This window comes from Pseudomonas sp. RA_105y_Pfl2_P56, from assembly GCF_963970845.1.
Classification (GTDB): Bacteria; Pseudomonadota; Gammaproteobacteria; order Pseudomonadales; family Pseudomonadaceae; genus Aquipseudomonas; species Aquipseudomonas baetica_A.
The window spans coordinates 283109-308754 of sequence record NZ_CAXAPL010000001.1; the positions used below are offsets into that span (position 1 = coordinate 283109).

Consider the following 25646-nt stretch of genomic DNA (forward strand, 5'->3'; position numbering starts at 1 on the left):
GCACATGCCCCTCTCGCTACTTATTCTGGCCTTGAGCGCCTTCGCCATCGGCACCACCGAGTTCGTCATCATGGGCCTGCTGCCCGATGTGGCGGCCGACCTTGGTGTGTCGATCCCCGGCGCCGGCTGGCTGGTGACCGGTTACGCCTTGGGCGTGGCCATCGGTGCGCCGTTCATGGCACTGGCCACCGCCAAACTGCCGCGCAAGGCTGCATTGGTTGCGTTGATGGGCATCTTCATTGTCGGCAACCTGCTCTGCGCCATTGCAGGTGATTACAACGTGCTGATGTTTGCCCGTGTCGTCACCGCGCTGTGCCACGGTGCATTCTTCGGCATCGGCTCGGTGGTGGCGGCCGGTCTGGTGGCACCGAACAAACGCGCTTCGGCAGTCGCGTTGATGTTCACCGGCCTGACCCTGGCCAACGTGCTGGGAGTGCCGTTGGGGACTGCGCTGGGTCAGGAAGCCGGCTGGCGTTCGACCTTCTGGGCAGTGACCGTCATCGGTGTGATTGCGCTGATCGGCCTGATCCGCTTCCTGCCGGCCAAGCGTTACGAAGAAAAACTCGACATGCGCGCCGAACTCGCCGCCCTCAAAGGCGCCGGCATCTGGCTGTCGCTAAGCATGACCGCGCTGTTCGCCGCCTCGATGTTCACCCTCTTCACCTACGTCGCCCCGTTGCTGGGCGATGTCACCGGTGTTTCGCCAAAAGGCGTGACCTGGACCCTGCTGTTGATCGGCCTCGGTTTGACGGTCGGCAACATCATCGGCGGCAAACTGGCAGACAAACGCCTGGGCGCCACCCTGATCGGCGTGTTCGTGGCGATGGCGGTGGTTTCCACTGTGCTGAGCTGGACCAGCGTCGCGCTGATCCCGACTGAAATCACCCTGTTCCTCTGGGCGACCGCTTCCTTCGCTGCCGTGCCGGCCCTGCAAATCAACGTGGTGACCTTCGGCAAGGCTGCACCGAATCTGGTGTCGACCCTGAATATCGGCGCCTTCAACGTCGGTAACGCCCTCGGCGCCTGGGTCGGCGGCAGCGTTATCGCCCACGGTTTCGGGCTGACCAGCGTGCCTCTGGCCGCAGCCGCCCTGGCAGTGCTCGCCCTGCTGGTGACCCTGATTACTTTCCGTCAGAACGGCAATGCCGGTCTGGCTCCTGCTACCCACTGATTAACCACTTCACTGACGAGGGTTGTACACATGGCAACTATTTTCGATCCGATCAAACTGGGCGACGTCGAGCTGTCCAATCGCATCATCATGGCCCCGCTGACCCGTTGCCGCGCCGACGAAGGCCGCGTGCCGAACGCGCTGATGGCCGAGTATTACGTGCAGCGCGCCTCTGCCGGCCTGATTCTGAGCGAAGCGACTTCGGTGACACCGATGGGCGTCGGTTACCCGGACACCCCAGGCATCTGGTCGAACGATCAAGTGCGCGGCTGGGCCAACGTGACCAAAGCCATTCACGGCGCTGGCGGCAAGATTTTCCTGCAACTGTGGCACGTCGGCCGGATTTCTCACCCCTCGTACCTCAACGGTGAGGCGCCGGTCGCACCGAGCGCCATCCAGCCCAAAGGTCACGTCAGCCTGGTGCGTCCACTGGCCGACTACCCAACCCCACGCGCACTGGAAACCGCTGAGATCGCCGACATCGTCGACGCCTACCGCACCGGTGCCGAGAACGCCAAAGCCGCCGGTTTCGACGGCGTGGAAATCCATGGCGCCAACGGTTACCTGCTCGACCAGTTCCTGCAAAGCAGCACCAACCAGCGCACCGACAACTACGGTGGTTCCCTGGAAAACCGTGCACGTCTGCTGCTGGAAGTGACTGACGCCGCCATCGAAGTCTGGGGCGCCGGGCGTGTTGGTGTGCACCTGGCACCGCGTGCGGACTCCCACGACATGGGCGACGACAATCTGGCTGAAACCTTCACTTACGTGGCTCGCGAGCTGGGCAAACGCGGCATCGCGTTTATCTGCTCGCGCGAGAAAGAAGGCGCCGACAGCCTCGGCCCGCAACTCAAGGAAGCTTTCGGCGGCCCGTACATCGTCAACGAACGTTTCACCAAGGACAGCGCCAATCAATGGCTGGCGGCCGGCAAGGCTGACGCCGTGGCGTTCGGCGTGCCCTTCATTGCCAACCCGGATCTGCCGGCACGCCTGAAGGCCGATGCGCCGCTGAACGAGCCGCGTCCTGAGCTGTTTTACGGCAAAGGCCCGGTTGGCTACATCGACTATCCGACGCTGTAACTCTTAATGCAGGAACGCAAAAGCCCCGACTCGCAAGAGCCGGGGCTTTTTCTTGGGGCCCGGTATTGGGGCCGCTAACATTCCTTCACACAGGCGACACAAATTCCCTACAAAATGCGTGGCTGGCTACCGATAAACTGCGAACCGCAAACGTATATAAAAACGGGCCAATTGACATAAGCTGTGCCCATTACGCGCTTGTTTTCATCGGCGCAAACTGGGGCTCAGGCGCAGCATGTCCAACCCTGTATCGACCCAGCGCTCGGCTTCGGCATGCAGTTCGAAGCTGTCCGGGGCCAACAGCCAGCCATACAGGAGGCCATCGATATAAGCATGAATGCTGATGGCCGCTCGGGCAGTGTCGAGATCTTCTGGCAACTGGCCGCGATTCACCGCATTACGCAGGGTCAGCCCGATACGCACATTGCAATCGAGACTGGCCGTCCGGCGCTGCTGGCGCAGATCGCACATTTCATCGGTGAATTCGCACTTATGAAACAGAATTTCGTTGATACGCCGGGTCTTCGGGTCCAGAGCAACTTGATGAAACAAATGAATCAGCAGCTTACGCATGCAGCCCAGCGGGTCGAGTTCATCCTCGCTCTCACTGGCCTTGGCCAGTTCATCCAGCGGCTCGTGCAAGCTATCGAGCATGGCCTGGACCAGGTCGGCCTTGTTGCTGAAATGCCAATATATGGCGCCGCGCGTGACGCCGGCCATGCTCGCGATATCCGCCAGCGTCGTACGAGCGACGCCCCTTTCATAGAAGGCTTTCTCTGCCGCTTCCAGAATCTGGCTGCGGGTTTCTTGAGCTTCCTCTTTGGTACGACGGACCATGACAGTAAAACCTCAAACAGGATGTTTCAGGGATGGCTGAATATCCGCTGAATAAAGAGGGGGGCGATCTCTCGCGGATCGACTCCCCGGCCTACAATTTCGAACCTTGCGACGTTTTTTGTAACAGGGTGGATACGACGCCAAGGTGTTTACAAACAACCATGAACGTAAGTATATTCCTTAGCAAGCTACTTATCCACCCGGCAGTTTTTTTTACTTCCACACTTCTTGTGCGCTTTTCGCGCGCCTGACCCGAGGATTTTCATGCAATTCAAGCCAGCTGTTACCGCTCTGGTCACTGCCGTCGCCCTGGCATCGCTGCTCAGCGGATGTAAAAAGGAAGAAGCGGCCCCAGCCGCTCCGCCTCCTCAGGTCGGCGTCGTCACCCTGCAACCACAAGCCTTCACCCTCACGTCCGAACTGCCGGGCCGCACCAGTGCGTTCCGCATCGCTGAAGTTCGCCCTCAGGTCAACGGCATCATTCTCAAGCGACTGTTCAAGGAAGGCGGTGACGTTAAAGCCGGCCAGCAGCTGTACCAGATCGATCCGTCGGTCTATGAAGCCACCCTGAAAAGCGCCGAAGCCAACCTGCGTTCGACCAAGTCGATCTCCGACCGCTACAAGCAACTGGTCGATGAACAGGCCGTCAGCCGCCAGGAATACGACACCGCCGTGGCCAACCGCATGCAATCGGAAGCGTCGCTGCAAAGCGCGCAGATCAACGTGCGTTACACCAAGGTTTATGCGCCGATCTCCGGCCGTATCGGCCGCTCTTCGGTGACCGAAGGTGCGCTGGTCAGCAACGGCCAGACCGACGCCATGGCGACGATCCAGCAGCTCGACCCGATCTACGTCGATGTGACCCAGTCGTCAGTTGAATTGCTGGAACTGCGCCGCGAGCTGGAAAGCGGTCGTCTGCAAAAATCCGGCGAAAACGCTGCAGCGGTCAAGCTGACCCTGGAAGACGGCAGCCAGTACAAGCTCGACGGTAAGCTGGAATTCTCCGAAGTATCGGTCGATCCGACTACCGGTTCGGTAACCCTGCGCGCGGTCTTCCCGAACCCCGACCACACCCTGCTGCCTGGCATGTTCGTCCGCGCCCAGTTGCAGGCAGGTGTCAACGCCGCCGCCATTCTGGCGCCGCAACAAGGCGTGACCCGCGACCTCAAAGGCACCCCGACCGCACTGGTCGTCGGCGCCGACAACAAGGTCGAACTGCGTCAGCTCAAGGCCAGCCGCACCGTCGGCAGCAAATGGCTGATCGAAGACGGCCTGAAGGCTGGCGATCGTCTGATCACCGAGGGGCTGCAATACGTGCGCCCAGGTGTTCAGGTCAATCCGACCGAAGCGACCAATGTTGACACCAAGAACCCGGCCCCCGCACAGGCAGCTGATAAAGCCGCTGGCGGCAAAGGGGAGTAACCCATGTCAAAATTCTTCATCGACCGTCCGATTTTCGCCTGGGTAATTGCCTTGGTGATCATGCTGGTGGGGGCACTATCGATCCTCAAGTTGCCGATCAACCAGTACCCGAGCATTGCGCCACCGGCCATTGCGATCTCCGTGACCTACCCGGGCGCTTCGGCGCAAACCGTGCAGGACACCGTGGTTCAGGTGATCGAACAACAGCTCAACGGTATCGACAACCTGCGTTATGTATCGTCGGAAAGTAACTCCGACGGCAGCATGACCATCACCGCGACCTTCGAGCAAGGCACCAACTCCGACACCGCGCAGGTGCAGGTTCAGAACAAACTGAACCTCGCGACTCCGCTGTTGCCGCAGGAAGTGCAGCAACAAGGTATCCGTGTGACCAAGGCAGTGAAAAACTTCCTCATGGTGATCGGCGTGGTGTCGAGCGACGGCAGCATGAACAAGGACGACCTGTCCAACTACATCGTGTCGAACATGCAGGACCCGATCTCGCGCACTGCCGGTGTCGGTGACTTCCAGGTCTTCGGTGCCCAGTACGCGATGCGCATCTGGCTCGACCCGGCCAAGTTGAACAAGTACAGCCTGACCCCGTCTGATGTCAGTGCCGCGATTTCGTCGCAGAACGTTCAGGTTTCCTCCGGTCAGCTCGGTGGTTTGCCGGCGCTGCCTGGCCAGCAACTGAACGCCACGATCATCGGCAAGACCCGTCTGCAAACGGCCGAGCAGTTCAAGGCTATTCTGCTGAAGGTCAATCAGGATGGTTCGCAAGTGCGTGTCGGCGACGTTGCTGACGTGCGCCTGGGCGGAGAGAACTCCAGCATTTCTGCCCAGTTCAACGGCAAACCGGCTTCCGGTCTGGCGGTGAAACTGGCCAACGGTGCCAACGCCCTCGATACAGCCAAAGCGCTGCGCAAAACGATTGACGATCTCAAGCCGTTCTTCCCGCAAGGCATGGAAGTGGTGTTCCCGTATGACACCACCCCGGTGGTGACCGAGTCGATCAAGGGTGTGGTTGAAACCCTGGTTGAAGCGATCGTACTGGTGTTCCTGGTGATGTTCCTGTTCCTGCAGAACTTCCGCGCCACCGTCATCACCACGATGACCGTGCCGGTGGTATTGCTCGGCACGTTCGGCATCCTCGCTGCCGCCGGTTTCAGCATCAACACGCTGACCATGTTCGGTATGGTGCTGGCCATCGGCTTGCTGGTGGACGACGCGATCGTCGTGGTGGAAAACGTCGAGCGCGTGATGGCCGAAGAAGGCTTGTCCCCGAAGGAAGCGACCAAAAAGTCCATGGGCCAGATCCAGGGCGCATTGGTCGGTATCGCCCTGGTTCTGTCGGCGGTACTGCTGCCGATGGCGTTCTTCAGCGGCTCCACGGGTGTGATCTACAAGCAGTTCTCGATCACCATCGTTTCGGCGATGGCCCTGTCGGTACTGGTTGCGCTGATTTTCACCCCGGCGCTGTGCGCCACCATGCTCAAACCGATTGCGAAAGGTGAACACGACACACCGAAAAAAGGTTTCTTCGGCTGGTTCAACCGCAACTTCGACCGTGGTGTCAGAAGTTATGAGCGCGGTGTCGGCAACATGCTGCAGCGCAAAGCCCCGTATCTGTTGGCCTATTTGCTGATTGTTGTCGGCATGATCTGGCTGTTCACTCGCATTCCAACCGCGTTCCTGCCGGAAGAAGACCAAGGCGTATTGTTCGCGCAGGTGCAAACCCCGGCCGGTTCCAGTGCCGAACGCACCCAAGTCGTCGTCGACGAGATGCGTTCCTACCTGCTGGATAAAGAGGCAGGCGCAGTGGCGTCGGTGTTTACCGTGAACGGTTTCAACTTCGCCGGTCGCGGTCAGAGTTCGGGTCTGGCGTTCATCATGCTCAAGCCGTGGCACGAACGTGACGCCAGCAACAGCGTGTTCGCGCTTGCACAGCGTGCCCAACAACACTTCTTCAGTTTCCGCGATGCGATGGTGTTTGCCTTCGCCCCGCCAGCGGTACTGGAATTGGGTAACGCCACCGGTTTCGACGTGTTCCTGCAGGACCGCGCCGGTATCGGTCACGAAAAACTGATGCAAGCACGTAACCAGTTCCTCGGTCTCGCGGCGCAGAGCAAGGTGCTCTACCAAGTACGTCCGAACGGCCTGAACGACGAACCGCAATACCATCTGGAAATCGATGACGAGAAAGCCCGAGCCCTTGGCTTGAGCCTTTCCGACATCAACAGCACGCTGTCGATTTCCTTCGGTAGTAGCTACGTCAACGACTTCATCGACCGTGGTCGGGTCAAGAAGGTTTACGTGCAAGGTCAGGCTGGCGCTCGCATGAGCCCTGAAGACTTGAAGAAGTGGTACGTACGCAACAGTGCCGGGACCATGGTGCCGTTCTCCGCCTTCGCCAAAGGCGAGTGGATCTATGGCTCGCCGAAACTGGCCCGTTACAACGGCGTAGAAGCGATGGAAGTGCTCGGCTCTCCGGCGCCGGGTTACTCCACCGGTGAAGCGATGGCCGAAGTCGAAGCGATTGCCAAGAAGCTGCCGGCCGGCGTCGGTATCTCCTGGACCGGTCTGTCCTACGAGGAACGTCTGTCGGGCTCGCAAGCGCCAGCGCTGTACGCCCTGTCGCTGCTGATGGTGTTCCTGTGTCTGGCGGCGCTGTATGAAAGCTGGTCGATTCCGATCGCGGTCATGCTCGTGGTGCCACTGGGGATCATCGGTGCACTGTTGGCCACCAGCCTGCGCGGTCTGTCCAACGACGTGTACTTCCAGGTGGGCCTGTTGACGACTATCGGTCTGGCGGCTAAAAACGCCATTCTGATCGTCGAATTCGCCAAGGAACTGCATGAGCAAGGGCGCAGTCTGCGCGATGCGGCGATTGAAGCGTGCCGCATGCGTCTGCGACCGATCATCATGACCTCGCTGGCCTTCGTACTCGGTGTTGTACCGTTGGCGATCTCCACCGGCGCAGGTTCAGGCAGTCAACATGCGATCGGTACTGGCGTAATCGGCGGTATGCTCACGGCCACGATCCTGGCGATCTTCTGGGTCCCACTGTTCTTCGTCACCGTGTCGTCCATTGGCCAGCGCAAAAACGCCGGCAAGGATGACGCCAAAGAAACTCCTAAAGAGGCTGGCCAATGAGCAAGTCGCTACTCTCCCTCGCAGTCGCCGCCTTCGTGCTGAGCGGTTGCTCGCTGATACCTGATTATCAGCAGCCTGAGGCTCCGGTCGCAGGCCAGTACCCACAGGGCCCGGCGTATTCGCCGGCCCAGGCACCGGCGCAAGCTGCTGCCGAGCAGGGCTGGAAGCAGTTTTTCCATGACCCGGCCCTGCAACAGCTGATCCAGGTCTCGCTGGAAAACAACCGCGACCTGCGTGTTGCGGCACTGAACATCGACGCTTATGCGGCCCAGTACCGCATCCAGCGCGCCGACCTGTTCCCGGCGGTTTCGGCCAATGGCAGCGGCAGTCGTCAGCGTCTGCCGGCGCGTGCGTCGCAGACCGGCGAGTCGATGATCAGCAGCTCCTACTCCGCCACGGTCGGCGTCAGTGCCTACGAACTCGACCTGTTCGGTCGGGTTCGCAGCCTGAGCGAACAAGCGCTGCAACAATACTTCGCCACCGAAGAAGCGCGCCGCAGCACCCAGATCAGCCTGGTTGCCAGCGTCGCCAATGCGTATATGACCTGGCAGGCCGACAAAGAACTGCTCAAGCTGACGCAAGACACCCTCGGTGCCTTCGAAGAAAGCTTTAAGCTGACCAGCCGCAGCAATGAAGTCGGTGTCGCTTCGGCACTGGATCTGGCTCAGTCGCGTACCTCGGTGGAAAACGCCCGTGCCCAATTGGCGCGTTATACCCGTCAGGTCGCGCAGGATGAAAACAGCCTGACCCTGCTGCTCGGCACCGGTATCCCGGCCAATCTGCAAGCGGCCAAACCGCTGGCCGACGACCTGCTCAGCGACGTACCGCCCGGTCTGCCCTCGGATCTGCTGCAACGTCGTCCGGACATCATGCAAGCCGAGTACAACCTGAAGGCCGCCAACGCCAACATCGGCGCAGCGCGGGCAGCGTTCTTCCCGAGCATCAGCCTGACCGCCAACGCGGGCAGCCTGAGCCCGGATCTGTCCGGCCTGTTCAAGGGCGGTTCGGGTACGTGGCTGTTCCAGCCGCAGATCAACCTGCCGATCTTCAACGCCGGTAGCCTGCGCGCCAGCCTCGACTACGCCAAGATCCAGAAGGACATCGGCGTGGCGAACTACGAGAAGGCGATTCAAACCGGCTTCCAGGAAGTCGCCGACGGACTGGCCGCCCGCCAGACCTACACCGATCAGTTGCAAGCGCAGCGTGACTTTGTACAGGCCAACCAGGATTACTACCGCCTGGCCGAACGTCGTTATCGCATCGGCGTCGACAGCAACCTGACCTTCCTCGATGCCCAGCGTCAGTTGTTCAGCGCGCAACAGTCGCTGATCACCGACCGCCTCGCGCAGCTGACCAGTGCAGTCAACCTGTACAAGGCCCTGGGCGGTGGCTGGAATGCGCAAACCGCGCAGAACGAACCGCTGAAAGAAGAAGCACCGAAGATGAAGCTGTTCTGATCATCCGGTGAATACAAGAGCCCGCCATTTGGCGGGCTTTTTGTTGCCGGCAGGAAAGTCGTGGAGCCGGCACAACCACCACAAAGCCGCAATTAATCTTGCGTTCGATAATCGCCCAAAACCCGCTTTCCCCAATTGAAACCCCACTGCCGCGCCCCGCACCATTCGCTCCACAAAACCAATAACAACAGGTTCGACAACATGCCCCCGCGCCCTGCCCTGTCTGGCTGATTGCCTTCGCTTGATCTCCCCCATTGCATTCCATGTCTGCCCCCTGAAAGCGGCGGCAGCGCACCCGCTCGACTATAAAAACCAGAGAGACCCAATCCATGACAGCCTCCCCTGCGCCTTACGTATTCCCCGGTTTGATCGCCCTGGCCCTGGCCGGCGCCGCACTGCCCGCCACGGCTGAAGAAGCCGGATTTGTTGAAGGCGCGAAGGTCAACCTGAACCTGCGCAACTTCTACATCAACCGTAACTTCACCAACCCGACCAAGGCTCAGGGCAAGGCTGAAGAGTGGACACAAAGCTTCATCCTCGACGCCAGGTCCGGCTTCACTCAAGGCACCGTCGGTTTCGGCATGGACGTGCTGGGCCTGTATTCGGTGAAGCTCGATGGCGGTAAAGGCACGGGGGGTACGCAGTTATTGCCGCTGGATCATGACGGCCGCCCGGCGGACAACTTCGGGCGCACCAGCGTGGCGTTCAAAGCGAAGTTTTCCCAGACAGAAGTGAAAGTCGGCGAGTGGATGCCGGTGCTGCCGATCCTGCGTTCGGACGATGGTCGCTCGCTGCCGCAAACCTTTCGAGGTGGCCAGATCACCTCGAAGGAAATCGATGGCCTGACACTCTACGGCGGCCAGTTCCGCGCCAACAGCCCGCGCGACGACAGCAGCATGAGCGACATGTCGATGTCCGGCAAAGCGGCGTTCACCTCCGATCGTTTCAACTTCCAGGGCGGCGAATATGTGTTCAATGAAAAACGCACACAGATCGGTGTGTGGAATGCCGAACTCAAGGACATCTACAGCCAGCAATACATCAACCTGATCCACAGCCAGCCGCTGGGCGACTGGACCCTGGGCGCCAACCTCGGTTTTTTCTACGGCAAGGACGACGGCAGCGCCCGCGCTGGCGATCTGGACAACAAGACCTGGTCGGGTCTGTTCTCAGCCAAATACGGCGGCAACACCTTCTATGTCGGTCTGCAAAAACTCACCGGCGACAGCGCGTGGATGCGGGTCAACGGCACCAGCGGCGGCACCTTGGCCAACGACAGCTACAACGCCAGTTATGACAATGCCCAGGAACGCTCCTGGCAACTGCGCCACGACTACAATTTCGCGGCCCTCGGCGTGCCGGGCCTGACCCTGATGAACCGCTACATCAGCGGCGACAATGTGCATACCGCATCCACCACCGATGGCAAGGAATGGGGACGCGAATCGGAACTGGGTTACACCGTACAAAGCGGCACGCTCAAGGATTTGAACGTCAAGTGGCGCAACTCGACCATCCGCCGCGACTTCAGCAACAACGAGTTCGACGAGAACCGTTTGATCGTCAGCTATCCGATCAGCTTGCTGTAAACGCACGCCTGCTCCCCCGGTTGATCGTGTTTCAACTGGGGGAGCAGGCTGGATTACTCTCGGGACTCAACGCCCAGTTCATCCCAAACCGATTCGGCCAGATGAAAAGTGGCATTCGCCGCCGGAATCCCGCAATAAATCGCGCTCTGCATGATCACTTCCTTGATCTCGCCACGGCTCACGCCGTTATTGGCTGCGGCCCGAAGGTGCAGTTTGAGCTCACCTTCGCGGTTCATGCCGATCAGCATGGCGATGGTGACCAGGCTGCGGGTATGCCGAGGCAACCCCGGACGCGTCCAGATATCACCCCAGGCGTGGCGAGTGATCATCTCCTGGAACTCCGAGTTGAACTCGGTCAGCGCGGTCAGGCTGCGATCAACGTGAGCATCGCCCAGCACCGCACGGCGCACTTGCATGCCTTCGTCGTAACGTTGTTTCTCGTCCACAAAAACGTCCTCAGTCAGCCTGCAAAAACGCCAACACGCGATCACTGAAATCCGCACCGGCCTGTACGTTGGACAAATGCGCCGCGTAGAACTCGGCGTACTCGGCCCCGTGTACGTGCTCCTGAATGAAACGCCCGCCAGACGGCGGCGTGACCGCATCTTCAGTGCCGGCGATCACCAGCAACGGCACAATGATCGAGGCCAGTTGCTCTCGAAAATCGGCATCACGCACCGCCGCGCAATTGGCCGCATAACCTTCAGGCGACGTCGCCGCGAGCATGTCAGTGATCTTCTTCGCCGCAGCCGGATTGGCAGCGGAAAAATCAGGCGTGAACCAACGGGCAATCGACGCATCACGCAGTGCAATCATCGCTGCCGGGCCGTCACGCAGCACGGTCTCGATGCGTGGATTCCACACCGATGGATCGCCGATCTTCGCCGCGGTGTTGCACACAATCAGTTTGTGCAGACGATGACCGGCATTGATCCCCAGCCACTGGCCGATCAACCCGCCCATCGACAGTCCGCAGAAATGCGCGCGCTCGATGTGCAGCGCATCCAGCAGCGCCAGCACGTCGCGGCCCAATTGCTCGATGCTGTACGACCCCGGCGTCACCAGCGATTGGCCGTGGCCACGGGTGTCGAACCGCAACACACGAAAATGCTCGGTGAACGCCGGCATTTGCGCATCCCACATGTGCAGGTCGGTACCCAGGGAGTTGGACAGCACCAGCACCGGCGCATCGACCGGGCCTTCAATGGTGTAGTGCAGTTCGCCATCGGCGAGTTGAACGAAAGCCACAGCCGTCTCCTTCAGACAGTCAAAGCGTTGTGTTCGGCCACCGCCCGTTCGACCCAGACGTGTGCCTGTCCGAGGTAGTGGGCGGGGTTGAGTAAGTGATCCAGTTCAGCATTGCTCAGTTGGGCGGTGATTTCTGGCTCGTCACCGAGCACGGCACGCAGATGCCGTTGCTCGGCCACCGCACGTTTGCAGCATCGTTCGAGCAAGTGATGCGCGGTGTCGCGACCGACCCGTTGCGCGAGGACGATACTGACCGCTTCGGCCAGCACCAGCCCTTGAGTCAATTCGAGGTTACGGGCCATACGGGCAGCGTCCACTTCCAGGCCGTCAGCGAGCAATCGCGCCTGTTGCAGTGATCCCGAAACGAGGCAGCAAATCTCGGGCAGGGTTTCCCATTCGGCATGCCACAGACCGAGGCTACGCTCGTGTTCCTGAGGCATGGCACTGAACAATGTCGAGACCAGGCCCGGCACCCGCGTCGCCGCGCCGATCAGCACCGCAGCCCCAACCGGGTTGCGTTTGTGCGGCATGGTCGAAGAACCGCCCTTCCCCGGCGCCGAGGGTTCGAAAACTTCCGCCACTTCGGTCTGCATCAACAGGCTGATGTCGCGCCCGAGCTTGCCGAGGCTGCCGGCGATCAATCCCAGTGCCGCGCCAAACTCGACCACGCGATCGCGCTGGGTGTGCCACGGTTGTTCCGGCATGGTCAGTTGCAGCTCTTGGGCCAAGGCTTGGGCAATCGGCAAGGCCTGTTCACCGAGCGCCGCGAGTGTCCCCGACGCGCCGCCGAATTGCAGCACCAGCAAACGTGGCTTGAGTTCGCGCAGACGTTGACGACTGCGCGTGACGGCGCCCAGCCATCCAGCGATCTTCATGCCGAGGGTCACCGGTGTCGCGTGCTGCAACCAGGTGCGCCCGGCCAGCGGTGTTGCGGCGTGGCGTTGTGCCTGGACCGCCAACGAGCTCGCCAGTTGTGCCAGATCACGTTCGATCAACGCCAACGCCTGACGCAATTGCAGTACCAACCCGCAATCCATTACGTCCTGACTGGTGGCGCCCAAATGCACATAACGCTCGGCCTCGGCATCCGTTGCGGCGATCTGCTTGCCCAACGCCTTGACCAATGGAATCGCCGAATTGCCCGCCGTGGCAATCGCCTCGCCCAACGCGGCGAAGTCATAGAGCCCGGCGTTGCAGGCGTTTTCAATGGGTGAAACAGCGCTCGTCGGAATCAACCCCACACGCGCTTCGGCCCGGACCAGCGCCGCTTCGAAGTCGAGCATCGCCTGCACCCGGCCCTGATCGCAGAACACGTCGCGCATATCGCGGGCAGTGAAATAGGCATCGAACAATTGATTGCCCGGTCGCTGAGTCATAGAAGTCCTTGCTGGCGCGGGCCACATTGGCCCGCGCGTTTCGGGTTAGAGGTCGTGGTGCAAATATTTAGCCTGTTTCGGCAAGCGCAGGCTGAACAGGAAGGCCACCGCCATCATCAGCGTAACGTACCAGTAGAAGGCGTTTTCCATGCCGCCGGCTTTCAGGCTCAAAGCGACGAATTCCGCCGAACCGCCGAAGATCGCGTTCGCCACCGCATACGCCAGGCCAACGCCAAGGGCGCGCACCTCGGGCGGGAACATTTCGGCTTTCACCAGACCGCTGATCGAGGTGTAGAAACTCACGACGGCCAGTGCCAGCGTGATCAGCACAAAGGCCAGGAACGGGCTGCTGACGCTTTTGAGCGTCAGCAGGATCGGCACGGTCAACAGCGTGCCGAGCGCGCCGAACCAGAGCATCGAATGACGTCGGCCAATCTTGTCGGCGAGCATGCCGAACAGCGGCTGCATGCACATATACAGGAACAGTGCGCCGGTCATGATGTAGCTGGCGGTCTTGGCATGCATGCCAGCAGTGTTCACCAGGTACTTCTGCATGTAAGTGGTGAACGTGTAGAAAATCAGCGAACCACCCGCGGTGTAACCCAGCACAGTAATGAACGCCGCTTTGTGGTCACGGAACAACGCGGTGATGCTGCCGGCGTCCTTGTTTTCACGCATTTGCTTGCTGCTGGTTTCTTTCAGCGAACGTCGCAGCAGCAAGGAAATCACCGCCGCCGCCGCGCCGACCACAAACGGAATCCGCCAGCCATAAGCACGCAGGTCTTCTTCCGTCAGGAACTGTTGCAGGATCACCACCAGCGACACCGCCAACAATTGCCCGCCAATCAACGTCACATACTGGAACGAGGCGAAAAACCCGCGCTGCCCCTTGAGCGCCACTTCGCTCATGTACGTCGCCGTGGTGCCGTACTCGCCGCCCACCGACAGCCCTTGCAGCAACCGCGCGAACAACAGCAGCAACGGCGCCCATACGCCGATGGTGTTATAGGTCGGCAGACAGGCGATGAGCAACGAGCCGAAGCACATCATCAGTACCGAGATCATCATCGAGGCCTTGCGGCCCTTCTTGTCCGCCAGACGACCGAAGATCCAGCCACCAATCGGTCGCATCAGGAACCCGGCGGCGAACACGCCCGCGGTGTTGACCAACTGCACCGTGGGGTTGTCGGAGGGGAAAAACGCCGGGGCGAAATAGATCGCGCAAAAGGCGTAGACGTAGAAGTCGAACCATTCGACAAGGTTACCGGACGAGGCACCGACGATGGCGAAGATACGCTTGCTGCGCTCTTCGCCGGTGTAATGGGAAGTGATGGTTGTCATTGTTTTTCATTCAATAGGGACAGTGAGAGTCTAGACATACTTTGCAACACTCCCGTTCCACAGAGATATCCGTCCCCCGCAGAGCGCGGGGACGATCAGCGGGGAGGCGTTCTTCAATAATCGAAGAACACCGTTTCGGCGTCAGTGCCTTGCAGAACCACATTCCACTGATAGACACCCGCCGCATCCGGCTTGGCCAGCAATGTCCCACGGCGCTCGGCCGGTACGCATTCGAGCAGTGGATCATTCACGTTCGCCGGGTCGCCCTCGAAGTAAATCCGCGTCAGCAAGTGCTTGACCAACCCGCGAGCAAACACCAACACCACCAGATGCGGCGCCTGGGTCGAGCCCTTCAAACCCTCGACCGTGCCCGGTTTGATCGTGGTGAAACGAAAGCGTCCTTCGGCATCCACCGGTACGCGGCCGAAACCTTCGAAGTGCGGGTCCAGCGGTTTGTCCTGTTCGTCTTCCGGATGGTCGTATTTGCCGGCCGCATTGGCTTGCCAGACTTCAAGCATGGCGTCGTTGACGATGTCGCCGTTGCCATCGACGACTTGCCCGGTGATCGCCACGCGCTCGCCGAGGGTTTGTTCGACGGCCAGGTTCTCGCGGTTCAGCCAGGTCAGGCCGATGTGGTAATACGGCCCGACGGTGTGGGACGTGGTTGCAGTCAGGGTCATCTTATTTCTCCATCGGCGTGGCTTCACGGCCGCGCAGCACGATGTCCCAGCGGTAACCGAGAGCATAGGAAGGAATGGTTTTTTCCAGATCGAAAGCAGCGATCAGGCGCTCCTTGGCCGACGTGTCCGGTACACAGTTGTAGATCGGGTCGTAGGCCAGCAGCGGATCGCCGGGGAAATACATCTGCGTCACCAGCCGGGTGAGGATGCTCTGCCCGAACAGCGAAAAGTGGATGTGCGCCGGGCGCCAGGCATTGTGGTGGTTGCCCCACGGATAGGCGCCGGGCTTGATGGTCTGGAACTGGTACCAGCCGTCGGCGTCGGTCACGGTGCGGCCGGTGCCGGTGAAATTCGGGTCCAGCGGTGCGTCGTGCAGGTCGCGCGGGTGGTTGTAGCGACCGGCGGCGTTGGCCTGCCAGATCTCCACCAGAATCCCCGGCACCGGCAGACCGTTTTCGTCCAGGACCCGGCCGTGGATGATGATGCGCTCGCCCTGCGGTTCGCCGCTGTGCTGAGCCGTCAGATCGTTGTCGGTTTCAGCCACACGCTCGGCACCGATGGTCGGCCCGGTGATCTCCGACAACGAATGTGGCAGATACACCAAAGGCTTCGACGGCGAGCGCAAATTGGTGGATTGGTAGGTCGGGTGCAGGTACTCAGGCTGGGTGCCTTCCTGCGGGCGACGGTAACCAGGCTTGTCAGTCATTTCGCTTTCCTCAGTTCTTTTTCTTGCCGCTGCGCGTCAGACGCGCTCGATGGCCAGGGCCAGGCCTTGGCCGACACCGACGCACATGGTCGCCAGACCTTTCTTGCCACCGGTCTTTTCCAAGTGATGCAACGCAGTCAGCACCAGCCGCGCACCGCTCATGCCCAACGGGTGCCCCAGGGCAATCGCGCCACCGTTGGGGTTGACCTTTGCGGCGTCATCCGCCAGCCCCAGTTCACGCAGCACCGCCAAGCCTTGGCTGGCGAACGCTTCGTTGAGCTCAATCACGTCGAAATCGCTGACCGCCACGCCGAGCCGTTCGATCAGTTTGCGCACCGCTGGCACCGGGCCGATACCCATCACCCGAGGGGCAACGCCGGCACTGGCCATGCCCAGCACTTTGGCGCGGGCAGTCAGGCCATGTTTTTTCACGGCGTGAGCCGAGGCCAGAATCAACGCCGCGGCGCCGTCGTTAACGCCCGAGGCATTGCCGGCGGTGACGGTTTTGTCCACGCCGTTGACCGGTTTGAGTTTGGCCAACGCTTCAAGTGTCGTGTCCGCACGCGGGTGTTCATCCTGACTGACCACGGTTTCGCCCTTCTTGTGGGCGATCCGCACTTCGACGATCTCTTCAGCGAAGTAGCCGGCGGCCTGCGCGGCGGCAGTCCGTTGCTGGCTGCGCAGGGCGAAAGCGTCCTGATCCGCACGCGACACTTTATAGTCGTCGGCGACGTTATCAGCGGTCTGCGGCATCGCATCGACGCCGTACTGAGCTTTCATCAAAGGGTTGATGAAACGCCAGCCAATCGTGGTGTCTTCCAGTTTCATGTTGCGAGAGAACGCCGCGTCGGCCTTGCCCATCACGAAAGGCGCGCGGGACATCGACTCGACGCCGCCGGCAATCGCCAACTCCATCTCACCGCTGGCGATGGCGCGGAACGCCGTACCAATCGCATCCATGCCAGAAGCGCAGAGACGATTGAGCGTTACGCCCGGAACGGTTTCCGGCAAGCCAGCCAGCAGCAGCGCCATACGTGCGACGTTACGGTTGTCTTCGCCGGCCTGGTTGGCGCAGCCGAGGAATACCTCGTCGATCGCGCTCCAGTCCACAGACGGATTGCGCTCCATCAGCGCCTTGATCGGCACGGCGGCGAGATCATCGGCACGCACGGCAGACAAACCACCGCCGAAACGGCCGATGGGCGTACGAATCGCATCGCAGATATACACATCACGCATCATGCTTCTCCCGGTGCCTGGCCATGGGCGGCGGCGGTGCGCGCTTCGAGATCACGCAGCGCGGTCAGTTCGACGTCAGTCGGTGCCGCAGTCGTTTCAACGTCGTCGGCAAACCGGATCGCCCAACCGGTGGCGGCAACCACTTGCTCGCGGGTGACGCCCGGATGCAGCGCGGTGACCACGAACTCGTGAGTCCCCGCTTCCGGCTCCATGATGCACAGGTCGGTAATGATGCCCACCGGCCCGGCCCCCGGCAGGCCCAGACGCTTGCGTGAATCGCCACCCTCGCCATGACCGACCGAGGTGATGAAGTCGAGCTTGTCGACAAACGAACGCGCCGACTGTTTAAGGATGATCAACACACTCTTCGCCGAACCGGCAATTTCCGGCGCGCCACCGGCACCCGGCAAGCGCACTTTCGGTGCGTGATAATCGCCGACCACGGTGGTGTTGATGTTGCCGAAACGGTCCACTTGCGCGGCGCCGAGAAAACCGACGTCGATGCGCCCGCCCTGCAACCAATAGCGAAAAATCTCACCGGTCGGTACGACGGTGTCAGCGGTTTCCGCCAACTCACCGTCACCGATGGACAGCGGCAGCACACTGGGCTTGGCGCCAATCGGGCCCGATTCGTAAATCAGCACCACGTCCGGCGATGACGTCAGGCGCGCCAGGTTTGCCGCTTTCGACGGCAGGCCGATGCCGACAAAGCACACCAAACCGTTCTTCAAGCGACGGGCCGCCGCGACGGTCATCATTTCGTTGGTGGAGTACGTCATTATTTGGCCTCCGAAGCAGCGGCCAACTTGGCCTGGAACTCGCTGAAGTCAGCGCAGCCATGGATGTATTCGTTGATCCACGCGGTAAACGTCCCACGGTCACGGGCGATCGGATCCCACGCCTGATAGAAACGATTGTCACGCTCGGTGTAACCGTGGGCGTAGGACGGATGCGCACCGCCCGGTACGTGGCAAACCGCGCTCAGAGCCCAGGTCGGCAGGACGCAGGCGTTCATCGGAGCCTTGAGGTCGTCGACGATTTCTTCCACGGTGACGATGCAGCGTTTGGCCGCCAGTGCCGCTTCTTTCTGCACACCGAGAATGCCCCACAACAGAACGTTGCCTTGGCGATCGGCTTTCTGCGCGTGGATCACGGTCACGTCCGGCCGTACCGAAGGCACGGCTGCCAGCACCTCACCGGTAAACGGGCAAGTGACGGACTTGATCAGTGGATTGACCTTCGGCAGGTCGGAACCGGCGTAAGCCCGCAGCACCGCGAACGGCAGGCCAGAGGCGCCAGCCACGTAAGCATTGGCCAGGTCGGCATGGCTGTGTTCTTCGATTTCCAGTGGGTGCGGCCACTGTTTCTCGACCGCGTCACGCAGACGGTGCAGCGAACCCACACCGGGATTACCGCCCCAGGAGAAAATCAGCTTGCGTGCACAACCGGCGCCGATCAGTTGGTCGTAGATCAGGTCAGGCGTCATCCGCACCAGCGTCAGATCTTTCTTGCCCTGACGAATGATTTCATGACCCGCTGCCGTAGGGATCAGGTGGGTGAAGCCTTCGAGCGCGACCGTGTCGCCGTCGTTGACGAATTGCTTCACCGCGTCGTGCAGCGAAAGGATCTCAGCCATGGAGCGGGCTCCCGTTTTTGTAATGAATCGCCAGTGATAAAAAGGCGCGAGGTTCAGCGCCGGAGTCACTGCAGATTAAGCCTGGGAAAATCGCCAAACAATCCGATAATCGACTGAGTGTTCGTTTATCGAACAGATTGTTATCACCCTAACAATCGGCCGCAAAAGCTTCGCCGAAACGCCGCTCGGAGCAAGCCCGCTCCCACAGGTTGAAATGCATTCCAATGTGGGAACGGGCTTGCTCGCGAAGAGGCCAGAACATCCAACAAATATTCTTACCCTTTAAACTCACGTCGCATCCGCGTGACTGACCATCCCTTTGATCAGCACTGCCGCCGTCGCCAACGCCGCCGGAATCACCAACGCCGTCAAAACCTGCTCAAAGTTCCAGCCCAGGCCCAACAGCGTCGCGCCCATCCAGGCCCCGAGAATCGCGCCAAAACGACCAATCCCCAGCATCCACGACACCCCGGTCGCCCGCCCTTGCGTCGGATAAAACCGCGCCGCCAGCGAAGGCATCGCCGATTGCGCACCGTTCACGCACATCCCCGCCACCAGCACCAGCGTCGCCAGCAATGTGATGTTGCCCAGGCTCTGCCCTACCGCGTAGGCAAACACGCCGGCCAACAGGTAGAACGTGCCGATGACCTTGTGCGGATTGAACCGATCCATCGCCCATCCCACAGCGACCGCGCTCAACACGCCGCCGAACTGGAACAACGCGCCAATGAACGCCGCCTGCTCCATGCTCGCGCCACTGTCACGCATCAGCGTCGGCAACCAACTGGTCAGCAGGTAAACGATGACCAGGCCCATGAAGTAGGTCAGCCACAGCAGCAGCGTGCCTGCGCTGTAGGTGCCAGAGAAAATCACCGCGAACACGTTGCGGGCCTTGACGGTTTTCTGTTCCGGCACGCTGAAGCTTGAGGCCTGGGCGACGACGACAGGATCAATCGGTGCCAAGGTCTTGCGCACCTTGTCGGTGCCACGGTTACGCACTACCAGATAGCGCGCCGACTCCGGCAGCCAGAACAGCAATACGACAGCGAGGATCAGCGGCAGAATCCCGCCGATCAGCAACAGGCTGTGCCAGCCGAACGCTGGAATCAGTTTTGCCGAAATGAATCCACCGCCAGCCATACCCAGGTTGAAGCCGCAGAACATGCTGGTCACCAGCAGCGACTTCTTGCGCTCCGGGGTGTATTCCGAGAGCAGCGTGGTGGCGTTGGGCATCCCGGCGCCAAGACCCAGACCGGTCAAGAAGCGCAGCACCAGCAGTTGATCGAGATTACTGCTGTACGCCGACGCGAGGCTGAATGCACCGAACAGCAGGACCGCGCCCACCAGTACGACTTTTCGCCCAAAACGGTCAGCCAGCGGGCCGGAACCGAGGGCGCCAAACACCATGCCGATCAACGCAGCGCTCATCACCGGGCCGAGGCTGGCGCGATCGATGCCCCAGTCCTGGGACAACGCCGGGGCAATGAAGCCCATCGCGGCGGTGTCGAGACCATCGAGGAACACAATCAGAAAACACAGGATCACCACCCGCCATTGATAGCGCGAGATCGGTTGGGCATTGATGAAGGTCTGCACGTCGAGGCATTGACCTACAGCGGACTGAGGCTGGTTCATTATTTTTATTCCACGCAAAAAACGCAGTCGAACGGCGGCCGGCCACAGAGCGGCACGGTCACAAGAATAGAAGGTGTGAATCAGGCGTTGCGGTGAACCCGGCAATACGGGCTGAAGCTGTGACAGTCGGGGAACGTGCACATGGAGAGTTGCCTCTTGTCATTATTATGGGAGTCGGCAGTCCGGCGAGGCCATTGACGTCAGCGCCGGATGACGCTGCCGCGACATTAATGATCCGAGGGTTTTAGCGTCAATTCGATAAACGCAACACTGTGCGTTTATCGAACAGCTTCATCAGGCGAACAACTGCGCACTGAGGTCGCGACTGGCACTGAGCAGGCCTGGCAGGAAGCGCTGTTCCAGCTCGCTGCGGCTGACGCGGCCGGCGTGGGTACTGACGTTGAGCGCCGCCACCACTTGGCCTGATGCGTCGTAGACCGGCACCGCAATCGAACGCAGCCCTTGCTCCAGTTCCTGGTCGACGATGCACCAGCCCTGCTGCCGCACTTCTTGCAGGCATTCGAGCAACGCCTGGGGCGTGTGAATCGTGCGGCTGGTCTTGGCCACCAGTTCGGCGTGGTCCAGGTATTCACCCAAGGTCGTGTCGTCCAGCGCGGCCAGCAGAATGCGGCCCATTGAAGTGCAATAGGCCGGCAGGCGCCCGCCCACTGACAAATCCACCGAAATCAGCCGTTGAGTCGTCGCCGAACGGGCGATGTAGAGAATGTCGTCGCCCTCCAGCGTGGCCATGTTGCAGGCTTCGTGCAGTTGCTCGCTCATACGGTCGAGGTAAGGCTGAGCCGAGACGGCGAGCGGCGTCGAGGACAGATAAGCGTGGCCCAGGGTCAGCACTTTCGGCAGCAACGAGTAGGTACGGCCATCGGTGGTGGCGTAGCCAAGCTTGATCAAGGTGTGCAGGCAACGGCGCACGGCCGCGCGGGGAATTTCCGTGCGGTGGCTGATCTGAGCGATGGTCAGGTGCCGCTTGCGCTCTTGAAACGCCTGCACCACGGCCAGGCCACGGGCTAGCGAGGTCATGAAATCCGGATCGCCCGTCAACGCTTGGATCCGCTTGGCCGGCGAGGCGACGATCGGCGGCGCCACGGAGGTGAAGGAGTTGCGCATTTGATCGTTCATTTCAGGTCCTTTATCCGGCTCGGATCAGTGGTTATACAAACGGCTCGCGGGCCAATACACAAGCAACGCCCCTCAAGATCGGGCGATTATCGAACCGCCGACCGATAATCGCAACAAACCCGCAGGCCCGCATCACCGCTTGATCCGCTCGCCCAACTTCGCTGACACACTCAATCGCCCCCTTAGTTGATCGAGTAAATGGCGCCAAAAACAGAACGCGTGGCAAATAACGATTTACCTGCACTTCAACTAGCGACAAAAGTTGCGAGTAACAAAACAATCACACATCCAGAACCGTTTTTAACTTGGCAAAGATAGTCATTCCTGAATCGGCCGCTATAATGCACCCCAGTGAGGCCGCGATTTTTTAATCAGCAAGGTCGCCACTGGCTTTCGCGATATCCATCGTCGTCAGCCCCAGCCAGCGCTTGACGCTCATTATTCATGCAACGCCAGCGCTCGCTGAAACAGGAAACTGATGCTGCGTCAGTTTTAATCTGGTGCCGTAGCCGCCTGTAACACGGAAGTCTTGATCGCCCTGCCGATGCCACCAATGCCTGTTCAGGCGTGGCGCGCTCGACGGGTCTGTTCAATTGATTCGTTGCAGTGCGTTTCACCAGATATTTATCTCAACTCAAACAGGTAGCACTGTGACGAAAGACGAACTGCGCGCGGAACTTGAGCGCCAGGAACAACGTTACAAGGAAGTTTACGGCGGGGAAGTCACCACCTACGCCGCTCAGCCCGAACCGGAGCGCAAGCCTTGGCGTAAGCGCGCCACCGTTCAGGATCAGGTCTTCAAACAAGAGATTGAAAAGATCGAAAAGGAACTCAAAGCCGAAGAGCCATGAGCCACCGGTTTTGATTATTTCGAAGGTCGCGTGCGCACCGGCTACAAGCGCGGTGTATCGACGATGCCTTGCCCGCCCGCTATCCGCGGGCAGCGGCGGCTATGCACCGCCCTACAGACCAATGGCATGCTTCAGACAGGTTTCAGAGATATTTCAGACAAGCGTTTGAGCCTGCGACACTGCCTGAAAAATGCTCACCATCAGCAATATTCACCAATAAAATCAATGACTTGAAAAACCCTCCATAACACTGGGTTTTAACGCCCTGCAACAAATTAAATAGAAGAAGAATGTTACCAATGAGCAGGTAGGGCATCGATTTCGAGACTTTTCTGGCATAATCGCGCCCCCTTACGACCGGGTCAGAAAACCTTCATGATCGATTTATTCAGCGGACTGGATGCTTGGGTGCTTGTGAGCCTCTTGCTCGCCCTGACGTTTGTCCTCGCCTTCGAGTTCATCAATGGATTTCATGACACCGCTAACGCGGTAGCCACTGTTATCTACACCAAAGCCATGCCGCCTCATCTGGCGGTGTTCTTTTCCGGTGTGTTCAATTTCCTCGGCGTGCTGCTGGGCGGCGTTGGCGTGGCGTATGCCATTGTTCACTTGCTGCCGGTTGAACTGCTGATCAACGTGAACACGGGCCATGGCCTGGCAATGGTGTTCTCGTTGCTCGCCGCGGCCATCGCCTGGAACCTTGGCACCTGGTACTTCGGTATCCCCGCCTCCAGTTCCCACACCTTGATCGGTTCGATTCTCGGTGTCGGTCTGGCCAATGCCCTGATCAACGATATTCCGTTGGCCGACGGGGTTAACTGGCAGAAAGCGATCGATATCGGCGCCTCGCTGGTGTTCTCGCCAATGGCCGGTTTCCTGGTTGCAGGCCTGGTGCTGGTTGGCCTGAAATGGTGGCGCCCGCTGTCGAAGATGCACAAGACACCGGAACAACGCCGCAAGATCGACGACAAGAAGCACCCGCCATTCTGGAATCGCCTGGTACTGGTGATGTCAGCCATGGCCATGAGCTTCGTGCACGGCTCCAACGATGGTCAGAAAGGCATCGGCCTGATCATGCTGGTCCTGATCGGTATCGTGCCTGCTCAGTTCGTACTCGACCTGAACAGCACCACTTATCAGATCGAACGTACCCGCGACGCCACCCTGCACCTGAGCCAGTTTTACCAGCGCAACGCCGAAACCCTCGGCGAGTTCCTGGCCCTGGGTAAAAGCGTCGAAGGCGACCTGCCGGAGAAATTCCGCTGCAACCCGCAGCAGACCGAACCGACCATCTCCGCCCTGCTCCACACCCTCAAGGGTGTAGCGGACTACCATTCGCTGCCGGCCGACAGCCGCATCGAAGTGCGTCGCTACCTGCTCTGCCTGGACGACACCGCGAAGAAAGTCGCCAAGCTGCCGGGCCTTCAGGCTCGTGAAAAAGCTGACCTGGACAAACTGCGTAAAGACCTGACCACCACCACCGAATACGCCCCGTTCTGGGTCATTCTGGCGGTCGCCATGGCCTTGGGTCTGGGCACCATGGTCGGCTGGAAGCGCGTAGTAAAGACCATCGGCGAGAAGATCGGTAAGCAAGGCATGACCTATGCACAGGGCATGTCAGCCCAGATCACCGCCGCATGCATGATTGGCCTGGCCAACATCTTCAGCCTGCCGGTGTCCACCACCCACGTTCTGTCCTCGGGCGTGGCCGGTACCATGGTCGCCAACAAAAGCGGCCTGCAAGGCGGGACGGTGAAAACCATCCTGCTGGCATGGGTGCTGACCCTGCCGGCAACCGTGGCACTGTCGGCCGGATTGTTCTGGCTGGCGTCCATGGTGCTGGGTAGCTGATAGGCAGCGAAAAATGAAAAAGGCGCGATTCGAAAGGATCGCGCCTTTTTTGTTCATCTCGGGAAAAAGGTCACACGGGCAGAGATTGTGCGATTGGACGGGCCTCTTCGCGAGCCAGCCCGCACACATTTCAAACCGCATACACCAGGGTGGGTCCACAGGCCGCCAGGCACACAAAAAAAAGGGCAACCGAAGTTGCCCAAAATGCCTTGCGTGCTCGTCAATCCAGAAGAACCTACTTCTTGCGCTTGTTCGCATCCTTCCAGATAAAAAATCCAAACCCTGCAAAAAACAGAACCATGAGGCCCACTGTGAGGACTCCGGCAAACACCACGTTATCGAAAAACATGACTGGCCTCCTGGCCCCTGCTCTGCTGCGATGGAGCTAAGTTAACCAATCAGGCAGGCGCAGAAATTGACCGGGGTCAATGCCAATGAAGAAGGGGAGTAAAGGCGGGAAAATAACTGACCTGCATCAAAGGATGCAGGGGGAGATCAACGCTTTTTCGGTTTGTTTTTCGACTTTTTCCTGGCTTTTCCCAACGGTATGGCCTGTTCGAAGGCATTGCGCACTTCATTCAGACGCTTCTCGTTGAGGTCATGCACGCGTTTGGCGCGTTCGGTACTGAGGTCGATCAGTTTGTCGTCTTGGCTCATGGCGTTCGATGCATCGCTTGAAGAAAACACAACTGCCAGATCACCGGCAGGACTGCGTCAATAATGCCGCCTGACGTCAGCGCTGACCAGCCATCAGATCTCGATATCAACCCACATGCCCTGACGCGGTTGATCTTCCATCAGCGGCACCACCGGCACGGTGTTGTCGGCATTGAGTTCTGTGCCTGGCACGGCGAGATGTTCTTCGGGGTCTTCATCCGCTTCGCGGCGGCGACGCTCGCGCTCCTGCTTACGGCGCTGTTCCTCGCGCAATTGCAGCGCGGCCTCTTCCGGGTCGCGCTTTTGCAGGTCGATCGTGCTTTCGCTGGAGCTTTCCTGCACCGGCACCACCGGTGGAATGTCCGGGCGCTGGCGGATCGGGTCCTGCTGGGAAGTGATCGGCACAGCGCTCAGGGGGAGCATCGGTGGCAGCATATAGAGGGTCTCCTGTCAGCAGGCTATCGGCTTGAGCGATCACGGCTTGAGCCGTCGGTCGCAAACTTGTGACCGGATTGGCACTCACAGGTGCCCTGCCACTTCCTGAAACCGACGCATGGCCTAATCTTCCCTGAACATATAA

Annotated in this window: 23 protein-coding genes; 8 read left to right on the forward strand and 15 right to left on the reverse strand. The window is 60.1% G+C overall.

The genetic code is table 11. The features are described 5' to 3' along the window. Positions 1 to 4: 4 nt before the first annotated feature. Both AACY11_RS01330 and AACY11_RS01335 read left to right on the forward strand, forming a co-directional pair. A complete protein-coding gene (locus AACY11_RS01330) occupies positions 5 to 1171 on the forward strand; it encodes an MFS transporter (RefSeq protein WP_339493676.1) in 1167 nt (388 codons plus the stop codon). Between the two features lie 30 nt (positions 1172 to 1201). Then, the gene (locus AACY11_RS01335) at positions 1202 to 2251 is read left to right on the forward strand and encodes an alkene reductase (protein WP_339465977.1); all 1050 of its coding nucleotides are present in this window, start codon (positions 1202 to 1204) and stop codon (positions 2249 to 2251) included. A gap of 204 nt (positions 2252 to 2455) precedes the next feature. Here the strand turns inward: AACY11_RS01335 and emhR are convergent, their stop codons facing one another. Continuing rightward, on the reverse strand, positions 2456 to 3088 hold the full coding sequence (emhR, locus tag AACY11_RS01340) for an efflux system transcriptional repressor EmhR (RefSeq protein ID WP_221731400.1): 633 nt from the start codon (positions 3086 to 3088) through the stop codon (positions 2456 to 2458). A gap of 264 nt (positions 3089 to 3352) precedes the next feature. Between emhR and emhA the strand changes: the two genes are divergently transcribed. The 4 genes from emhA (at position 3353) to AACY11_RS01360 (ending at position 10709) form a co-directional block, all read left to right on the forward strand. After that, positions 3353 to 4510 (forward strand): efflux RND transporter periplasmic adaptor subunit EmhA, encoded by a 1158-nt coding sequence (gene emhA, locus AACY11_RS01345; protein ID WP_339493678.1) that lies wholly within the window; start codon positions 3353 to 3355, stop codon positions 4508 to 4510. 3 nt (positions 4511 to 4513) lie between these two features. Then, positions 4514 to 7663 (forward strand): efflux RND transporter permease subunit EmhB, encoded by a 3150-nt coding sequence (emhB, locus tag AACY11_RS01350; protein ID WP_339430676.1) that lies wholly within the window; start codon positions 4514 to 4516, stop codon positions 7661 to 7663. After that, on the forward strand, positions 7660 to 9120 hold the full coding sequence (emhC, locus tag AACY11_RS01355; RefSeq protein WP_339430675.1) for an efflux RND transporter outer membrane subunit EmhC: 1461 nt from the start codon (positions 7660 to 7662) through the stop codon (positions 9118 to 9120). Before emhB ends, emhC begins: the two co-directional genes overlap by 4 nt. A 329-nt stretch (positions 9121 to 9449) precedes the next feature. After that, complete coding sequence (locus AACY11_RS01360) at positions 9450 to 10709, forward strand: OprD family porin (RefSeq protein WP_339493680.1); 1260 nt, start codon at positions 9450 to 9452, stop codon at positions 10707 to 10709. Between the two features lie 53 nt (positions 10710 to 10762). On the opposite strand, the gene pcaC is transcribed toward AACY11_RS01360, so the two are convergent. The 11 genes from pcaC to pcaR form a co-directional block, all read right to left on the reverse strand. Continuing rightward, entirely contained in the window at positions 10763 to 11155 is a 393-nt protein-coding gene (gene pcaC / locus AACY11_RS01365; protein WP_339430673.1) for a 4-carboxymuconolactone decarboxylase, read from the reverse strand. A 10-nt stretch (positions 11156 to 11165) separates the two neighbouring features. Beyond that, on the reverse strand, positions 11166 to 11957 hold the full coding sequence (gene pcaD, locus AACY11_RS01370) for a 3-oxoadipate enol-lactonase (protein WP_339493682.1): 792 nt from the start codon (positions 11955 to 11957) through the stop codon (positions 11166 to 11168). Between the two features lie 11 nt (positions 11958 to 11968). Beyond that, a complete protein-coding gene (locus AACY11_RS01375; protein ID WP_339465969.1) occupies positions 11969 to 13333 on the reverse strand; it encodes a 3-carboxy-cis,cis-muconate cycloisomerase in 1365 nt (454 codons plus the stop codon). Between the two features lie 45 nt (positions 13334 to 13378). Continuing rightward, entirely contained in the window at positions 13379 to 14674 is a 1296-nt protein-coding gene (locus AACY11_RS01380) for an MFS family transporter (protein WP_339430670.1), read from the reverse strand. A gap of 113 nt (positions 14675 to 14787) precedes the next feature. Further along, a complete protein-coding gene (gene pcaG, locus AACY11_RS01385; protein ID WP_339430669.1) occupies positions 14788 to 15354 on the reverse strand; it encodes a protocatechuate 3,4-dioxygenase subunit alpha in 567 nt (188 codons plus the stop codon). A 1-nt stretch (position 15355) separates the two neighbouring features. Next, positions 15356 to 16060, reverse strand: a complete 705-nt coding sequence (pcaH, locus tag AACY11_RS01390) for a protocatechuate 3,4-dioxygenase subunit beta (protein WP_339493684.1) — start codon at positions 16058 to 16060, stop codon at positions 15356 to 15358. A 36-nt stretch (positions 16061 to 16096) separates the two neighbouring features. After that, on the reverse strand, positions 16097 to 17302 hold the full coding sequence (pcaF, locus tag AACY11_RS01395; protein WP_339430667.1) for a 3-oxoadipyl-CoA thiolase: 1206 nt from the start codon (positions 17300 to 17302) through the stop codon (positions 16097 to 16099). Beyond that, the gene (locus tag AACY11_RS01400; protein ID WP_339466015.1) at positions 17299 to 18081 is read right to left on the reverse strand and encodes a CoA-transferase subunit beta; all 783 of its coding nucleotides are present in this window, start codon (positions 18079 to 18081) and stop codon (positions 17299 to 17301) included. The genes pcaF and AACY11_RS01400 overlap by 4 nt, the downstream gene beginning before the upstream one ends. Beyond that, positions 18078 to 18935 carry a CoA transferase subunit A gene (locus tag AACY11_RS01405; protein WP_339430666.1) on the reverse strand — a complete coding sequence of 286 codons (858 nt, stop codon included), beginning with the start codon at positions 18933 to 18935 and terminating at the stop codon, positions 18078 to 18080. Before AACY11_RS01405 ends, AACY11_RS01400 begins: the two co-directional genes overlap by 4 nt. 288 nt (positions 18936 to 19223) lie before the next feature. Next, positions 19224 to 20570 (reverse strand): MFS transporter, encoded by a 1347-nt coding sequence (locus tag AACY11_RS01410; RefSeq protein ID WP_339465965.1) that lies wholly within the window; start codon positions 20568 to 20570, stop codon positions 19224 to 19226. A gap of 294 nt (positions 20571 to 20864) precedes the next feature. Then, entirely contained in the window at positions 20865 to 21707 is an 843-nt protein-coding gene (gene pcaR, locus AACY11_RS01415) for a pca regulon transcriptional regulator PcaR (RefSeq protein WP_339430664.1), read from the reverse strand. A 650-nt stretch (positions 21708 to 22357) separates the two neighbouring features. Between pcaR and AACY11_RS01420 the strand changes: the two genes are divergently transcribed. Both AACY11_RS01420 and AACY11_RS01425 read left to right on the forward strand, forming a co-directional pair. Then, the gene (locus AACY11_RS01420) at positions 22358 to 22558 is read left to right on the forward strand and encodes a hypothetical protein (protein WP_221731414.1); all 201 of its coding nucleotides are present in this window, start codon (positions 22358 to 22360) and stop codon (positions 22556 to 22558) included. A 375-nt stretch (positions 22559 to 22933) separates the two neighbouring features. Further along, positions 22934 to 24409, forward strand: a complete 1476-nt coding sequence (locus AACY11_RS01425; protein ID WP_339430663.1) for an inorganic phosphate transporter — start codon at positions 22934 to 22936, stop codon at positions 24407 to 24409. Positions 24410 to 24644: 235 nt separating this feature from the next. Here AACY11_RS01425 and ccoM read toward each other — a convergent pair whose 3' ends face one another. The 3 genes from ccoM to AACY11_RS01440 form a co-directional block, all read right to left on the reverse strand. Continuing rightward, the gene (ccoM, locus tag AACY11_RS01430) at positions 24645 to 24758 is read right to left on the reverse strand and encodes a cytochrome c oxidase subunit CcoM (protein WP_003222396.1); all 114 of its coding nucleotides are present in this window, start codon (positions 24756 to 24758) and stop codon (positions 24645 to 24647) included. Positions 24759 to 24904: 146 nt separating this feature from the next. Continuing rightward, the gene (locus AACY11_RS01435; RefSeq protein WP_339493685.1) at positions 24905 to 25066 is read right to left on the reverse strand and encodes a hypothetical protein; all 162 of its coding nucleotides are present in this window, start codon (positions 25064 to 25066) and stop codon (positions 24905 to 24907) included. Between the two features lie 93 nt (positions 25067 to 25159). After that, positions 25160 to 25501, reverse strand: a complete 342-nt coding sequence (locus tag AACY11_RS01440; protein WP_339430661.1) for an aspartate-semialdehyde dehydrogenase — start codon at positions 25499 to 25501, stop codon at positions 25160 to 25162. Between the last annotated feature and the right edge of the window lie 145 nt (positions 25502 to 25646).

What these genes read in the sequence shown, in the direction of transcription:
- AACY11_RS01380 (WP_339430670.1), bottom strand. Translation starts at nt 14,674, where the DNA reads ATGACAACCATCACTTCCCATTACACCGGCGAAGAGCGCAGCAAGCGT.
- emhR (WP_221731400.1), bottom strand. Translation starts at nt 3,088, where the DNA reads ATGGTCCGTCGTACCAAAGAGGAAGCTCAAGAAACCCGCAGCCAGATT.
- AACY11_RS01375 (WP_339465969.1), bottom strand. Translation starts at nt 13,333, where the DNA reads ATGACTCAGCGACCGGGCAATCAATTGTTCGATGCCTATTTCACTGCC.
- ccoM (WP_003222396.1), bottom strand. Translation starts at nt 24,758, where the DNA reads ATGTTTTTCGATAACGTGGTGTTTGCCGGAGTCCTCACAGTGGGCCTC.
- emhA (WP_339493678.1), top strand. Translation starts at nt 3,353, where the DNA reads ATGCAATTCAAGCCAGCTGTTACCGCTCTGGTCACTGCCGTCGCCCTG.
- pcaF (WP_339430667.1), bottom strand. Translation starts at nt 17,302, where the DNA reads ATGATGCGTGATGTGTATATCTGCGATGCGATTCGTACGCCCATCGGC.
- AACY11_RS01330 (WP_339493676.1), top strand. Translation starts at nt 5, where the DNA reads ATGCCCCTCTCGCTACTTATTCTGGCCTTGAGCGCCTTCGCCATCGGC.
- AACY11_RS01435 (WP_339493685.1), bottom strand. Translation starts at nt 25,066, where the DNA reads ATGAGCCAAGACGACAAACTGATCGACCTCAGTACCGAACGCGCCAAA.
- AACY11_RS01335 (WP_339465977.1), top strand. Translation starts at nt 1,202, where the DNA reads ATGGCAACTATTTTCGATCCGATCAAACTGGGCGACGTCGAGCTGTCC.
- pcaR (WP_339430664.1), bottom strand. Translation starts at nt 21,707, where the DNA reads ATGAACGATCAAATGCGCAACTCCTTCACCTCCGTGGCGCCGCCGATC.
- AACY11_RS01425 (WP_339430663.1), top strand. Translation starts at nt 22,934, where the DNA reads ATGATCGATTTATTCAGCGGACTGGATGCTTGGGTGCTTGTGAGCCTC.
- pcaH (WP_339493684.1), bottom strand. Translation starts at nt 16,060, where the DNA reads ATGACTGACAAGCCTGGTTACCGTCGCCCGCAGGAAGGCACCCAGCCT.
- emhB (WP_339430676.1), top strand. Translation starts at nt 4,514, where the DNA reads ATGTCAAAATTCTTCATCGACCGTCCGATTTTCGCCTGGGTAATTGCC.
- AACY11_RS01410 (WP_339465965.1), bottom strand. Translation starts at nt 20,570, where the DNA reads ATGAACCAGCCTCAGTCCGCTGTAGGTCAATGCCTCGACGTGCAGACC.
- AACY11_RS01360 (WP_339493680.1), top strand. Translation starts at nt 9,450, where the DNA reads ATGACAGCCTCCCCTGCGCCTTACGTATTCCCCGGTTTGATCGCCCTG.
- emhC (WP_339430675.1), top strand. Translation starts at nt 7,660, where the DNA reads ATGAGCAAGTCGCTACTCTCCCTCGCAGTCGCCGCCTTCGTGCTGAGC.
- AACY11_RS01440 (WP_339430661.1), bottom strand. Translation starts at nt 25,501, where the DNA reads ATGCTGCCACCGATGCTCCCCCTGAGCGCTGTGCCGATCACTTCCCAG.
- AACY11_RS01405 (WP_339430666.1), bottom strand. Translation starts at nt 18,935, where the DNA reads ATGGCTGAGATCCTTTCGCTGCACGACGCGGTGAAGCAATTCGTCAAC.
- pcaG (WP_339430669.1), bottom strand. Translation starts at nt 15,354, where the DNA reads ATGACCCTGACTGCAACCACGTCCCACACCGTCGGGCCGTATTACCAC.